Annotated in this window: 13 protein-coding genes; 10 read left to right on the forward strand and 3 right to left on the reverse strand. The window is 71.7% G+C overall.

Annotated features, from left to right (window positions below; all coding sequences use genetic code 11):
- On the forward strand, positions 1 to 684 hold the full coding sequence (locus OV207_RS07700) for a hypothetical protein (RefSeq protein ID WP_267553856.1): 684 nt from the start codon (positions 1 to 3) through the stop codon (positions 682 to 684).
- A gap of 22 nt (positions 685 to 706) precedes the next feature.
- Here the strand turns inward: OV207_RS07700 and rtcR are convergent, their stop codons facing one another.
- Complete coding sequence (rtcR, locus tag OV207_RS07705) at positions 707 to 2,344, reverse strand: RNA repair transcriptional activator RtcR (RefSeq protein ID WP_267553857.1); 1,638 nt, start codon at positions 2,342 to 2,344, stop codon at positions 707 to 709.
- A 146-nt stretch (positions 2,345 to 2,490) separates the two neighbouring features.
- Here rtcR and OV207_RS07710 point away from each other — a divergent pair, with 146 nt between their 5' ends.
- The 4 genes from OV207_RS07710 to OV207_RS07725 all read left to right on the forward strand — a co-directional run bounded on the left by OV207_RS07710 (position 2,491) and on the right by OV207_RS07725 (position 6,285).
- Positions 2,491 to 3,726, forward strand: coding sequence for an RtcB family protein (locus OV207_RS07710; RefSeq protein WP_267553858.1), 1,236 nt, complete (start codon positions 2,491 to 2,493; stop codon positions 3,724 to 3,726).
- 186 nt (positions 3,727 to 3,912) lie between these two features.
- Positions 3,913 to 4,929, forward strand: coding sequence for an RNA 3'-terminal phosphate cyclase (rtcA, locus tag OV207_RS07715; RefSeq protein WP_267553860.1), 1,017 nt, complete (start codon positions 3,913 to 3,915; stop codon positions 4,927 to 4,929).
- A 122-nt stretch (positions 4,930 to 5,051) separates the two neighbouring features.
- On the forward strand, positions 5,052 to 5,909 hold the full coding sequence (gene mutM, locus OV207_RS07720; RefSeq protein WP_267553861.1) for a DNA-formamidopyrimidine glycosylase: 858 nt from the start codon (positions 5,052 to 5,054) through the stop codon (positions 5,907 to 5,909).
- Between the two features lie 130 nt (positions 5,910 to 6,039).
- The gene (locus tag OV207_RS07725; RefSeq protein ID WP_193348077.1) at positions 6,040 to 6,285 is read left to right on the forward strand and encodes a hypothetical protein; all 246 of its coding nucleotides are present in this window, start codon (positions 6,040 to 6,042) and stop codon (positions 6,283 to 6,285) included.
- Between the two features lie 22 nt (positions 6,286 to 6,307).
- Here the strand turns inward: OV207_RS07725 and OV207_RS07730 are convergent, their stop codons facing one another.
- Positions 6,308 to 6,967, reverse strand: a complete 660-nt coding sequence (locus OV207_RS07730; RefSeq protein WP_267553863.1) for a hypothetical protein — start codon at positions 6,965 to 6,967, stop codon at positions 6,308 to 6,310.
- A 107-nt stretch (positions 6,968 to 7,074) separates the two neighbouring features.
- On the opposite strand from OV207_RS07730, the gene OV207_RS07735 reads away from it, so the two are divergent.
- The 5 genes from OV207_RS07735 (at position 7,075) to OV207_RS07755 (ending at position 12,031) form a co-directional block, all read left to right on the forward strand.
- Complete coding sequence (locus OV207_RS07735) at positions 7,075 to 8,181, forward strand: response regulator (protein ID WP_267553865.1); 1,107 nt, start codon at positions 7,075 to 7,077, stop codon at positions 8,179 to 8,181.
- A gap of 99 nt (positions 8,182 to 8,280) precedes the next feature.
- Positions 8,281 to 9,030 (forward strand): YebC/PmpR family DNA-binding transcriptional regulator, encoded by a 750-nt coding sequence (locus OV207_RS07740; protein ID WP_267553867.1) that lies wholly within the window; start codon positions 8,281 to 8,283, stop codon positions 9,028 to 9,030.
- A gap of 36 nt (positions 9,031 to 9,066) precedes the next feature.
- The gene (ruvC, locus tag OV207_RS07745) at positions 9,067 to 9,645 is read left to right on the forward strand and encodes a crossover junction endodeoxyribonuclease RuvC (RefSeq protein WP_267553869.1); all 579 of its coding nucleotides are present in this window, start codon (positions 9,067 to 9,069) and stop codon (positions 9,643 to 9,645) included.
- Entirely contained in the window at positions 9,642 to 10,259 is a 618-nt protein-coding gene (gene ruvA / locus OV207_RS07750) for a Holliday junction branch migration protein RuvA (protein ID WP_267553871.1), read from the forward strand. The genes ruvC and ruvA overlap by 4 nt, the downstream gene beginning before the upstream one ends.
- 278 nt (positions 10,260 to 10,537) lie before the next feature.
- Positions 10,538 to 12,031 (forward strand): ELWxxDGT repeat protein, encoded by a 1,494-nt coding sequence (locus OV207_RS07755; RefSeq protein ID WP_267553873.1) that lies wholly within the window; start codon positions 10,538 to 10,540, stop codon positions 12,029 to 12,031.
- A gap of 22 nt (positions 12,032 to 12,053) precedes the next feature.
- On the opposite strand, the gene OV207_RS07760 is transcribed toward OV207_RS07755, so the two are convergent.
- A complete protein-coding gene (locus OV207_RS07760; RefSeq protein ID WP_267553874.1) occupies positions 12,054 to 13,139 on the reverse strand; it encodes a hypothetical protein in 1,086 nt (361 codons plus the stop codon).
- Between the last annotated feature and the right edge of the window lie 100 nt (positions 13,140 to 13,239).

Here is a 13,239-nt window from a genome sequence, read left to right on the forward strand (position 1 = left end):
ATGCGCAAAGGGGCCCTGGTGGCGGTGCTGCTCGTCGGGGCCTGCGCGAAGCCGAAGGAGGAGCGGGCGCGTCCGCCGGAGCCACTGACGGCCGCGCCGGTGTCCCCGTCGAAGTCCGCCGCCCTGACGGCGCTCGAACAGCCCCAGCCACCGGGGGCGGTCACGGTGAGGACGGAAGCGGGCACCTTCGAGGCCCCCACCGTGCGGCTCATCGCCACGTTCACCGAAGGCACCGCGCCCCCGACGCTGGAGGTCGCGCTGAGCGCGCAAGCGGGGGACGGCCGACAGTGGGCGGTGCTGGTGCCGGTGGCGCCCACGTTCCCGACGAGGAAGCACGCCACGGCGAGGCTGACGACGAAGCCCCTGCGGGTGGGTTTGGCTTCGGCGGAGCTTCGAGCACCTTCCGGTCCGCCGACGCTCGCGAAGGAGGGGACACTGGAGGTGGACGTCACCGGCCGCGAGGTGCGCGGCGCGGTGCGGACGGCGGACGTGGGCCTGTCCGCCACGTTCCAGGGGCCGCTCTCCATCGAGTGCATGGTGCCCGCCGCGTGGTTGCAGGAGGCGAAGGAGTCCTCCCGGGCGCCCGTTCCGGTGGCGCCCCCGTCGATGGGAGGCGTGGCGGCCGTGCCCGACGATGCCCAGACGACGGCGCGGTGCCGTGCCTTGAAGGACGCTTTCCGCTGAGCGCCGGGCCCCTGCGCTCACGTCACTCCGCGTCCGCCGTCCCGCGCCCGCTCACGTCCGCCCAGCTGAGTCCGAAGCGGGCCAGGTACTTCCGCAGCCGGTCCGCGTCGTTGACGCTCTTCTTCTGCGCTCGGGACTGCGCGAACAGGGTCCGGCCCGCGTCCGACAGGGAGCGCGCTGAGCGGCACACGCCCACCACGTCCGCCAACTGCACGCGGTCGAATCGGTCCAGCTCCGCCGCGCGCACCGGGCCCAGCACCTCCGCCAGCACGTCCTCCGCGCCCGACGCCAAGGCTCCCGCGGGCCGCCACTGCGCGCGCAGCCGCTCCAGCTCCTCGTCCACCACCTCGCGCGTCATCCTCCCTCCGGCCGCCAGCGTGGACATGCGCAGCACGGCCGCGTTGAGGTCGCGGAAGTTGCCATTCCACCGGCCCTCCGGAGACGTGGCGAAGCGCAGGAAGTGCTCCTGGGCGTCCTTGCTCATCGTCACGCGCGTCCCCAGCGCCTGCGAGGCCTGATCCAATTCGAAGAGCAGGTTGGGGGCGATGTCCTCCGGGCGCTCGCGCAGCGCGGGCAGCCGGAAGGTCCACAGGTTGATGCGCGCGAGCAGGTCCTCGCGAAAGCGCCCCCGCTCCACGTCCAGTTGGAGGTCGCGGTTGGTGCCGGCGATGAGCTGGAAGTCGCTCTCCACCTCCTTGTCCGCGCCCACGGGCAGGAAGCGCTTGTCCTCCAGCGCCCGCAGCAGCATGGCCTGCTCGTCCGCGCCCAGCTCTCCAATCTCGTCCAGGAACAGCACGCCCCCGTTCGCCTGCCGCATCAACCCGGGCCGGTCGCCCACGGCTCCCGTGAAGGATCCCTTCACGTGGCCAAAGAGCGTGGACATCGCGCCGTCGCCGCGCAGCGTGGCGCAGTTCAGGTCCACGAACGGTCCCGCCACCTGGTTGCGCGCCTTCTTCAGCGCGTAGATGCGCCGGGCGAGCTGCGACTTGCCCGCGCCCGTCGGTCCCGTCAGCAGCAGCGGCGCGCGCGACTGCACCGCCACCTGCTCGATGCGTTCGATGAGGCGGTTGAACGCGGCGTTGTGCGTGTCGATGCCGGACTTGAGGAAGGACAGTCCTTCGCGCTGCTGCTGCCGGAAGCGCGCCGCCAGCGTGTCGTAGTTCGACAGGTCCAGGTCGATGATGGCGTGCGTCCCCGCCGCCGAGCGCTTCCCCGCGTTGCCCGGCGACGTCTGCACCAGCCGGCCCGGAATCAGGCGGCTCTCCACCAGCAGGAACATGCAGATCTGCGCGATGTGCGTGCCCGTGGTGATGTGCACCAGGTAGTCCTCCTCCTCCGGATGGAAGGGGTGCGCGCGCACGTGATCCAACAGCGCGCCGTACGTCTCCTCCAGGTTCCAGGGGTCGCGGATGGGCAGGGACGTCAGCCGCACCTCCGTCTCCGGTGACACCTGGGCGATGTCCTCCTGGATCCCCGTGGCGATGGACGCGGCGCGGGGCGGGTGCAGCAGCTCCAGCCGGTGCACGACCAGGTCCTCCTGCTGGCACAGCGCCACCGTGGGCCGCCAGCGCGTCCAGCGCTGCGTCCCCATCCCCGTGTCCAGCGTCGTCCCCAGCATGCCGATGACGACCGTCCGGCGCGCCTTCGCTTTTTGAGCCATCAGGATAGGGATTTATCCCATGGGATAGGGAATTGCACCCTTGCCTGGAGGGCTCCCCCGGAAACGGCGTTGGCACGGCGGCTGCTCTAGCTCCCCCACGTGACCGGGACGAAAGAGCCCGGGCGAACGACCGAAAGGTGCAGGCCATGAACCGCGAGAACACGAACTACGAGGTGCTGTCGGACGAGGCGGGACGCCCCATCAAGTCGTGGACGGTGGGGGTGCCGTTCGAGGACGAGGCGAAGCAGCAGCTTCGCAACCTCCGGGGCCTGCCCTTCATCCACAAATGGGTCGCGGTGATGCCGGACGTGCACCGCGGTTACGGCGCGACGGTCGGGAGCGTGGTGCCCACGGTGGGCGCGGTGGTGCCGGCGGCGGTGGGCGTGGACATCGGATGCGGGATGATCGCCGTGCGCACGACGCTGCGCGCGGATCAGCTGCCGGACTCGCTGCGCGGGGTTCGCTCGGCCATCGAGGCGGCGGTTCCCCACGGCCGTACCGACAACGGCGGCCGCAATGACCGCGGCGCCTGGAGCCGTTCGCCCTCGACGCATACGGCCGCGTGGGCGTCGCTCGTGAGCGGGTACGAGCAGATCGTCGCGAAGCACAAGCACATCGGCCGTGGGCCGCAGCTGAGCCACCTGGGAACGCTGGGGACCGGGAACCACTTCATCGAGCTGTGCCTCGATGAGTCGGATGGCGTGTGGCTGATGCTGCACTCCGGGTCACGCGGGGTGGGTAACCGCATCGGGAGCTACTTCATCGAGTTGGCGAAGAAGGACATGAGCCGCTACCACATCCACCTGCCGGACGCGGACCTGGCGTACCTGCCGGAGGGGACGGAGCACTTCGACGACTACGTGTTCGCGGTGAGCTGGGCGCAGGACTTCGCGGCGATGAACCGCGAGCTCATGATGCGCTCGACGGTGGAGGCGCTGAAGGCGAGCGGTGAGCTGCCTCCGTTCGAGCTGGCCGAGTCGGCGGTGAACTGCCATCACAACTACATCTCGCGCGAGCACCACTTCGGGAAGAACTGCTTCGTGACCCGCAAGGGCGCGGTGCGGGCGCGTGAAGGCGACATGGGGATCATCCCCGGCAGCATGGGGGCGCGTTCGTACATCGTCCGCGGGAAGGGAAACGCGGATGCCTTCCACTCGTGCAGCCACGGCGCGGGCCGCGTGATGTCGCGCACCGAGGCGAAGAAGCGCTTCTCGCTGGATGATCACGCGAAGGCGACCGAAGGCGTGGAGTGCCGCAAGGACGTGGACGTGATCGACGAGACGCCGGCCGCGTACAAGCCCATCGATGCCGTGATGGCGGCGCAGGCGGACCTGGTGGAGGTCGTCCACACGCTGAAGCAGGTGGTGTGCGTGAAGGGGTAGCCGACGCAGTCCTTCCCACCCGCCGTCCAGCCGAGGTCCCCATGCCGGGATGACGATGCCGAGGCGCCCGTTCCCCCCAGGAGGTCCCGCAAGGGCCGATAAGGGTGGGGGAGCGGGCGCCGCTATTTTTTATCAGGGATGGGATGCTGCATCCGTCCGCGAGCGCCACGAAGGAGCACGACGCACATGGTTCGCATCGATGGTTCACAGGGTGAGGGGGGCGGCCAGGTGCTGCGCACCGCGCTGGCGTTGTCGCTGGTGACGGGCACTCCGTTCGAGATGGTCAACGTGCGCGCCGGCCGCGCCAAGCCGGGCCTGCTGCGCCAGCACCTCACCGCGCTCAAGGCCGCGGAGGCCGTGGGCGCCGCGGAGGTGACGGGCGCGGAGCTGGGCTCCAAGCAGCTCTCCTTCCACCCGCGCGCGCTGACGGCGGGCAACTACCACTTCGCGGTGGGCACGGCGGGCAGCGCGACGCTGGTGCTCCAGACGGTGCTGCCCGCGCTGCTGCACGCGGAGGGTCCGTCCACGCTGATGCTGGAAGGGGGGACGCACAACCCGGCCGCGCCGCCGTTCGACTTCCTGGAGAAGACGTACCTGCCGCTGCTCAACCGCATGGGGCCGCGCGTGGAGGTGGCCCTGGAGCGTCCCGGCTACTACCCGGCTGGCGGCGGGAAGTTCCGCGTGAACATCCACCCGGCGAAGTTGCAGCCGCTGCACCTGCTGGAGCGCGGCCGGGTGCTGCGGCGCGAGGCGGTGGCGCAGGTGGCGGCCATCCCCTTCGACGTGGCCCGGCGCGAGCTGGAGGCCGTGGCGGGCGTGCTCAAGCTGCGCGAGGACCAGCAGCGCGCGGAGGAGCTCAAGCGCGCCTTCGGGCCGGGCAACGTGCTGCGCGTGGAGGTGGAGAGCGAGCACGTCACGGAGGTCTTCACCGGCTTCGGCGAGCGCGGCAAGCGGGCGGAGGTGGTGGGTGAGGAGGTCGCCGCCAAGGTGAAGCGCTACCTGGACGCCGAAGTCCCGGTGGGCGAGCACCTGTGTGACCAGCTGCTGCTGCTGCTCGCGCTGGCGAAGGGCGGCAGCTTCCGCACCGTGGCGCTGGATGGCCACTCGCTCACCCAGCGCGACACCTTCGCGCACTTCCTGGACGTGAAGGTCGACGTCCGCGAGCTGGCGCGCGACGTGTGCGAGGTGACGGTGCGCGGCTGAGGCAGGGCCTCGTCCGGCTGGATGGCCGGCGGACGGACGAGGTGCCCCTGGGAGCGCAGGACTACCCATGACGTTACGTGGATTCCTTCCTACGTTGATGACGCGTGGGGGAGGAGTCGCGCGTGGCCGAAGTCCCTGAGGTCGAAATCATCGTCCGCGATTTGAAGCAGGCCGTGGTCGGCCGGCGCTTCGTGGACGCGCAGGTGCTGGTGCCCTCGGCGGTGCGCTTCGCGTCGCCGGAGGACTTCATCCAGAACCTGCGCGGCAGGCGGGTGCTCTCCGCGGAGCGCCGCGCCAAGTTCATGCTGCTCGAACTGGACGACGGGCAGACCCTGGTGCTGCACTTCATGCTGTGGGGAGAGCTGGCGCTCAGGCCCGCGGGCAGCGAACGGCCACCAGCGACGCTCGTCGTCCTCACGCTGGAGGGCAACGAGGAGCTGCAGCTCACCGACACGCTGGGGTACGCGCGCGTGGCGCTGGGGCCGACCCAGCTGCTGGCCTCCCAGTTGAAACTGGCGGAGCTGGGGCCGGAGGCGCTGGATGCCACCTTCACGCCGGAGCTGTTGGCCCAGCAGCTTCGAAGGCGGCGCAGTCCGCTGAAGACGGTGCTCTTGAATCAGCGCGTGCTCGCAGGGTTGGGCAACCGCGACGCGGACGAGAGCATGTGGGCGGCGGGCATCGACCCCCGGCGGCTGGCTTCGTCCCTTTCGCCCACTGAAATCCTTCAGCTGCACCGGGGCATCCGCGACGTGCTGGAGGAGGGGCTGAGGTTGCGCGGCACGCAGCGGGACCTGTTCGGTGTGCAGGGCAGGGCGCTCCACCGACGCAACATCTTCGGCAGGACGGGGGCGCCCTGTCCGCGCTGCGCCACGCCCGTGTCGCACCTGCGCATCGGTGGCCGCAACACGCACTGGTGCGCGCACTGCCAGCCCGCGAACGGCCCCGCGCCCGAAGCTCCCGCGCAGACGTCGCTGCTCTGACGCGTCCATTGAGGCGCTTCCAGGCCGCATCCTCCCCTGGCGGGCGCCCCGCGCGGACCTCATCGCTCCGAACAGCGTCCCTGCCAGTCCCGGGCGTGCGAGCCCCGCGAGGCACTGGTATGAAACGGGCGTGTCCGACGTCCCCGCCGCCACGCTCCTGCCCCTCGACGAAGCGCTCCTGCGCGCGAGCGAGGAGAACGCGCTCCCCAGCTACTACCAGTCCAGCGTGCGTCCGCTCCTGCGCGACCCGGAAGGGCGCTGGCCCTCCTGCTGCGGCGGAGGCTGCGAGCCTTGCGCGCAGACGCTCACCCGGGTCGCGGTGCGCGCGCTGGAACTGATGGGCACGCCCCGTCAGGCCCCGCTCCCCGACTTCTAGGCGCGGCGGTCCCTCCCCGCCGTCAGAACAACCGCGTGCCCAGGCCCACGCGCGCGTTGAAGCCCAGCCGCGTGTGCCCCGCGCCGGCGCGCTCCTGGAACGTCTCCACGCCCACCTGTCCCGCCGCGAGCAGGGACAGGCCGCTGCCCAGGTACACCTCCACGCCCGCGCCGCCCAACGCCTGGAAGCGCCGCTGCTTGTCGCCCGAGAGCCCCAGGTCGATGGGCAGGTCCACCAGGCCCAGCAGCGCCACGGTGTCCGCCACCCGGTAGCCCGCGACGAGCCCCGGCAGGATGCGCACCAGCACGCCGGAGAAGTTGTCGTCGTCCATGTACGTGGCGCCCGAATTGAGCACCAGGCCCACGCCCAGCGAGGGCGCCAACTGCAGCGCCCCGCTCCGCAGCACCTCCTTGCGGCCCAGCACCTCCAACGACGCGCCCAGCTTGAACCAGTCGAAGCGCCCGCGCGCCTCCATCTCGAAGCCGCCAATGCCCTGCCGGAACCCCAGCCCGATCTCCGGCGCGCCCGTATAGGCGTAGAGCGCCGTGGCGCCCGACGGCAGCATCACCGGGGCCACCACCGAGCCCAACGGGTCATCACTGGAGAGCGAGAGCCCGGAGTCCTGGGCGGAAGACACGGCGGGCACGACGAGGAAGGTCAGCAGCAGGACGAGGCGCGTCATGGGCGCGCACCCTAGCGTGGGTTGCGCGATGGCCAAAACCCAACGAATCCAGGGACTTGAGGGCAGGTTGTGCATTCGGCACTGTTCCCTGGAAGAATGGGGAATCCATGGTTGCCTACCTGCACGCCGCGCCTCCCTCCGCCTCCTCCACGCCCGCGGGAGGTCGTTCCGCACTCGACCTGTCGGGTGAGGCGACAGGCGGCTCGGTGCTGCTGGTGGGGGAGGTGTCGCGGCCGGCGGTGGTGGAGGCGCTCCGCGCGGAGGGCTTCGAGCCCGTGCGCGTGGAGGGGATGTGCGAGGCCCTGGCGCGGCTGGCCTCTTCGGAGGCGCTGCCCCGGCTGGTGGTCATCGACGCGGAGCTGCCGGACGGGGACGGCTTCAGCCTCTGTGGCCTGCTCCGCGCGGACGCGAAGGTGGAGCACCTGCCGGTGCTGCTGGTGGCGCGTCAGCAGGAGGAGTTCCACCGCGACCTCGCCGCGGGCGTGGGCGCGGACGAGTACCTGGTGGAGCCGGTGGACGCCCGGGACGTGGCGGTGCTCGCGCGGCTCAAGGCGGGGCGGCGCGGCGAGGAGGACGTCTACGACGCGCACACCGGGACGCTGCCGCTGGTGCACCTGGTGCGCGCGCTGCTGGCCGGCGTGCGTTCGGGGCGGGTGACGCTGTCCGAGGACACGGGCGCCTTCACCTTCCGCCACGGCCTGCTGGTGGACGCGTCCTTCCACGGCGAGCGGGGCAGCCTCGCGTTCCGGCGCCTGCTGTGTTTCGGCTCGGGCGGCTACACGGTGACGTTCGGGCCGGAGCTGCACCGGGGCACCTTCTCCATGGACCGCGCGTACCTGTGCGAACAGGTGGTGCCGGGCCTGGAGCGCTTCGAGGTGCTGCGCGTCCGGGGCCTGCCCCTGGCGGCGCGGCTCACGGTGGACTTCAACCGGCTGGCGCGCGAGCTGCCCACGCTGCCGGAGGACGTGGAGCAGGTGGTGCGCCTCTTCGACGGCCGGCGCACCGTGCGTGCAATGCTGCTGGAGTGCCGCTTCCCGGAGGCGCTGGCCTACGAGGCGGCGACCCGGCTGTTCATGCTGGGCGTGCTGGTGCCCGCCATCCTCGTGGAGGAGCGCGAGCGCGCCCGCGAGTCCGCCGGTCCGCCGCGCCTGTTCGAGCCGGCCCCCCTGGACGGGGACGCGCCGGCTTCCGAGCCCGAGCCGACGGCGTCGTGAGCGTTTGACTCGGGCGGCCTGCTCGGGGCACAAGGCCGGGGACGTGGACCCTCCGGGGTCCCTCCTTCTTCCAAGCCGAAGTGAGCCGAAGCCGCCGCCATGTCCGGTCACAACCGATGGTCGAAGATCAAGCGCCAGAAGGCCGCGATGGGTGCGACCAAGGGCAAGCTCTACTCCAAGCTCATCAAGGAGCTGACCGTCGCCGCGCGGCTGGGCGGCGGTGACCCCTCCGGCAACGCCCGGCTGCGCGTGTCCATGGGCCAGGCGCGCGAGGCGAACATCCCCCGCGACTCCATCGACCGCGCCATCAAGAAGGGCACCGGCGAGCTGGAGGGCGCGTCGTACGAGGAGGTGACGTACGAGGGCTACGGCCCCGGTGGCGTCGCGCTCATCATCGAGTGCCTCACCGACAACCGGAACCGCTCCGCCAGCGACGTGCGCAACCTGCTGGGCAACCACGGCGGGAACATGGGCGCGGAGGGCGCGGTGGGCTGGATGTTCCACAAGAAGGGCGTCATCGTGGTGAAGCCCGGGCCCAGCGAGGACCAGGTGATGGAGCACGCCCTGGAGGCGGGCGCCGAGGACGTCGTGGACCAGGGCCCGGACGGCTTCGAGGTGCGCACCGCGCCGGCGGACCTGCACGCGGTGGGCTCGAAGCTGGAGGCCGCGGGCCTGACCCTGGGCGAACAGAAGTGGACCTTCGTGCCGCAGAACACCGTGAAGGTGGAAGGCGACAACGCGAAGCGCATGTTGAAGCTGATGGACGCGCTCGACGAAAACGACGACGTGCAGCACGTGCACGCGAACTTCGAAATCGACGAGTCCCTGATGGAGTCGCTGTCCGCGTAAGGCCCCTCTTCGGGCGCGTGGGAAAGGAACGGGCCGGTGCGCGTACTCGGCGTGGACCCTGGCAGCCGCTTCATGGGCTTCGGGGTGGTGGAGGAGAAGAAGGGGAAGCTGGTCCACCTGGGCCACGGCGTCATCAAGGTGCCCGAAGGCGCGCCCCTGGCCGAACGCCTGAAGGAGCTGCACGCCGCGCTGTGCGCCGCGCTCGCGCGCCATCAGCCGGAGGCCGTGGCGGTGGAGGGGCTCTTCACGCACCGCAACGCGCGCAGCGCCCTGGTGCTGGGGCACGCGCGCGGCGTGGCGCTGCTCGCGGCGGCGCAGGCCGGGCTCACCGTGCACGAGTACGCCCCCGCGAGCGTGAAGAAGTCCGTGGGCGCCAGCGGCGCGGGCGGCAAGGACGCGGTGGCGCGCATGGTGCGGACGCTGCTCGGCGTGGATGAAGCGACGTTGGAGCGCGCGGATGCCAGCGACGCGCTCGCCGTCGCGCTGTGCCACCTCAACCATTTCCGCGTGGGCATGCCCCGCGCGCCGTCACCGTCGAACGGCAAGCGCAAGGGCGCCGCGTCGGTGCTCGCGGACCGGCTGTCGTCCGCGTACAAGCGCCCGGAGGCCCGATGATCGCCCGTCTGCGTGGCAACGTGTTGGAGAAGGGCCCCGAGGACGCCGTCATCGACGTGCAGGGCGTGGGCTACCGGGTGAACCTGTCCAGCATCTCGCTGGGCAAGCTGCCCCCGGAGGGGCAGCCGGTGGACGTGCGCATCCGCACCGTGGTGCGCGAGGACGCCTTCGACCTGTTCGGCTTCCTCTCCGTGCAGGAGGAGGAGCTCTTCCAACTGCTCAACAGCGTGTCGCGCATCGGCCCGCGCATGGCCCTGGGCGTGCTGTCCGGCATGGAGGTGGGCGAACTCATCGCGGCGCTGGCGCGCGGCGAGGTGGCCCGGCTCGCGAAGATCCACGGCGTGGGCAAGAAGACCGCGGAGCGGCTCGTCCTGGAGCTCAAGGACAAGGTGAAGAACATCCACACCGAGGCCGTGGCGCGCGGCACCGCCGCCCCCATGCCCGTCGCACCTTCCGGCACCAAGGCCGACCTCGTCTCCGCCCTCCTCAACCTGGGTTACAAACAGCCCCAGGCGGAGAAGGCCGCGGACGTGGCCAGCGAACGGCTGGGCCCGGACGCCACCTTCCAGGTGCTCTTCCGCGACGCCCTCAAGGTCCTGCGCTCCACCCCCTGAACACCGCACCACCCCCAGGGGCAAGACGCGGTGCCTCCGAGGACATGAAGTCCAGGGAAAATCCGCGCAAGCCCTATTCCCGTAAGAAGTCGCGCCCGTCGCCTGCGTGACGTGACCCGCGTCCGCCCGGAGTCATCCGGCGATCCACGACGCTCACCTCACGACAACCGAGAGGGAGGCCAGCGTCCGGGGCGCTGGCCCATTCCAATAAAAATATCAAATTACAGTGCAGGTGCGGTGCTCCGCTGCGGAGGGCCTCGCCCCTGAGGAGGTGCGTGATGGAGGCGTGGCGTGGCGTGACGGTCCTGGTGCTGTGGCTCTCCGGTGGGCTCGGGGTGGGGTGCGGTGGGGAGGTTCAGGGGGAGGCGGAGGCGTGGGAGGAGACGTCGTCGGCGATGGAGGAGGCTGCCCTGGGGGGCGGTGTCCCCCAGCCCTGTGGTCGCACGCCGGTCCTGGTGGGGGACCTCCAGCCGGGCCTGGAGGGGTCGCGTCCGGAGGCGCTGGTGGCGGTGGGCTCGCGGCTCTTCTACGCCGCGGACGACGGCGCCGCGGGGCGCGAGCTGTGGGTGACGGACGGGGATGACCGGACCTCCCGGCGGGTGAAGGACGTGCGGCCCGGGGCGGCGGGCAGCACGCCGCGCTTCCTCACGCGGGTGGGTGGGCGCCTCTTCTTCGTCGCGGACGACGGGGCGCACGGGCCGGAGCTGTGGCGCTCGGACGGCACGCCCCAGGGCACCGTGCTGGTGGCGGACCTGCGGCCGGGGGCGGCGGGCAGCGCGCCGGACAACCTGACGCAGGTGGGCGGGCGGCTGTACTTCACCGCGGATGACGGCGTGCACGGCCGCGAGCTGTGGAGCTCCGACGGCACCGGGGCGGGCACGCGGCTCACGCAGGAGTTCGCGCCCGGCCCCAGGTCGCTCTTCCTGGACGACCTGACGGACTGGAATGGGCGGCTGGCGCTGGTGGCGTACGGGGACACGTCCGTGACGCTGTGGGTGACGGAGGCGGACTCCGGCACCGCGAAGGTGTACTTCCGGGGCCCGGCGCAGACGGTGCTCGTCGCGCTGACGCCGGCGGGGCGCGACCGCCTCTTCTTCCTCGTGGACCCGGGCCTGGGGGAGGCGGACCTCTGGGTGACGTGGGGCTCCCCCCTCTTCACCTTCCCGCTGCGGCGCTTCCCGGGGGACTACCCGTCGGAGCTCACGCCGCTGGGCGGCGCCGTGTACTTCACGGCCGGCGCGGAGGGCTTCTTCGGCGAGCCCGGGGACCTGTTCTTCGGCGCGGAGCTGTGGCGGAGCGACGGCTCGCTCCTGGGCACCCGCCGGGTGAAGGACGTGCGGCCGGGGCCGGAGGGCTCGCTCCCGTCGGGGCTGACGGCGCTGGGCGGGCGGCTGTACTTCGCGGCGGACGACGGCGTGCATGGCCGCGAGCTGTGGAGCACGGACGGCACGTCGCGGGGCACGGTGCTGGTGCAGGACCTGGAGCCCGGCCCCCAGGGCAGCACCCCCACGGCGCTGGCGGCGACGGACGGCTGGCTCTTCCTCTCCGCGTCGACGGCGGTGCGGGGTCGCGAGGCCTGGTATTCGGACGGCACGCCGGGCCGCGTGCAGGCCCTGCGCGACATCGCGCCCGGGGGGCTGGGCTCCAATCCCCGGGGCTTCGTGCGCTCCGGAGGCGCCGTCTTCTTCGTCGCCGCCCACCCGGACCAGGGCGAGGAGCCCTGGGCGCTGCCCTTCCTCCCGCTGAGCCGCTGCGGCCGCGCGGTGGACTGAGCGTCCGGCCGCGCCCGGTGGCTCACGCCGCCCTTCGCACCGCGGGCGTGGGCCGCATCTCGCCCGTGTTCGGCGCGGGCAGCACCACGGTGGGGCCCAGGCCGGGGGCCATCAGGTGCGCCGTGAGCAGCGACGAGGGGTGGAAGTTCACGAACGCCCCGTCCACGGCGGAGGGGCCCGCGAAGAGCTTCTCCACCACCATGGACGCGTACTGATCCAACGAGTCCTCGCGCGTGTTGCCGTTGAGCACCACCTCCCAGCCCATCTGCTCCGCGAAGCGGCGCACGCCCGCGATGCGCGACAGCAGGGGCGTGTAGCTCTCCGTGCTCACGCCGTTCTCGCTCACCACGAAGACCTCGTTCGCGGTGGCCAGCGCCAGGGACGTGTTGCCCTGCGTGTGCCCGGGCGTGTTCAGCAGCGCCACGCCCTGGCCCAGCCAGGAGTCGCCGTCCAGGAGCACCACGCGGTCCTCCGGGATCTCCGTGCCGCCGGGCACGAACCACACGCTCTGCATGGGGTGCAGGTGCTTCACCATCGTCCACTCGGCCCGCTGCACCAGCAGCTTCGCGCGCGGGAAGACGGCCGGGGCGCCCGCGCCGCCCAGCCACCCGCGCAGGTCCTGGATGTGCAGGTGGTCGAAGGCCAGGTAGTCCACGTCCCCGGGCGTCAGCCCCAGCGCCTCCAGGTGGCCCTGCACCGTGCCGTGGCGGGTGGACATCACCTTGTCGGACAGGAACGCGCCGTAGCGCTCGCGCAGCGCGCGGTAGAAGGGCGCCGCGTAGCCCCGCTCGTAGTCGGTGGGGTTGAAGAGCAGCGTCCGGCGCTGGCCCGTGCCGGCCTCCGCGAACTGCACCACCTGCATGCGGTTGGTCATCATCACGTAGGGCGCCGGGGACAGCGCCGCCCCGCTGAAGGCGAACAGCGTGGGGTAGGGGAACGTGATGAGGTCGCACGTCGCCACCGCCGCCACCGGACCCTCGCGCACGAACGCCTCCCGGGCCTCCATGGCGGCGCGGCGCAGCTTCTGCAATCGGTGTCCAGGCGAACGCTCGGTGTGGGCCTCCGGGAGGAAGGGCAGGGGGCGGAACGCAGGGGGATTGGGACTCATGGACGCGACTCCCTTGTGGGACAGGGGGACTCAACCCCCTGGCTGGCCGGCCGGCATGCCGTCCCCCTCTGGCGGCGCCAGAAGGGGAGCGACACGCGCC

Origin of the sequence: Corallococcus sp. BB11-1 (genome assembly GCF_026626625.1) — a bacterium.
GTDB classification, from domain to species: Bacteria; Myxococcota; Myxococcia; order Myxococcales; family Myxococcaceae; genus Corallococcus; species Corallococcus soli.

Excerpts from the sequence above, each read along its gene's own strand:
- OV207_RS07755 (WP_267553873.1), top strand. The coding sequence starts at position 10,538 with ATGGAGGCGTGGCGTGGCGTGACGGTCCTGGTGCTGTGGCTCTCCGGT.
- OV207_RS07760 (WP_267553874.1), bottom strand. The coding sequence starts at position 13,139 with ATGAGTCCCAATCCCCCTGCGTTCCGCCCCCTGCCCTTCCTCCCGGAG.
- OV207_RS07730 (WP_267553863.1), bottom strand. The coding sequence starts at position 6,967 with ATGACGCGCCTCGTCCTGCTGCTGACCTTCCTCGTCGTGCCCGCCGTG.
- OV207_RS07740 (WP_267553867.1), top strand. The coding sequence starts at position 8,281 with ATGTCCGGTCACAACCGATGGTCGAAGATCAAGCGCCAGAAGGCCGCG.
- rtcA (WP_267553860.1), top strand. The coding sequence starts at position 3,913 with ATGGTTCGCATCGATGGTTCACAGGGTGAGGGGGGCGGCCAGGTGCTG.
- OV207_RS07700 (WP_267553856.1), top strand. The coding sequence starts at position 1 with ATGCGCAAAGGGGCCCTGGTGGCGGTGCTGCTCGTCGGGGCCTGCGCG.
- ruvA (WP_267553871.1), top strand. The coding sequence starts at position 9,642 with ATGATCGCCCGTCTGCGTGGCAACGTGTTGGAGAAGGGCCCCGAGGAC.
- OV207_RS07735 (WP_267553865.1), top strand. The coding sequence starts at position 7,075 with ATGGTTGCCTACCTGCACGCCGCGCCTCCCTCCGCCTCCTCCACGCCC.
- rtcR (WP_267553857.1), bottom strand. The coding sequence starts at position 2,344 with ATGGCTCAAAAAGCGAAGGCGCGCCGGACGGTCGTCATCGGCATGCTG.
- OV207_RS07710 (WP_267553858.1), top strand. The coding sequence starts at position 2,491 with ATGAACCGCGAGAACACGAACTACGAGGTGCTGTCGGACGAGGCGGGA.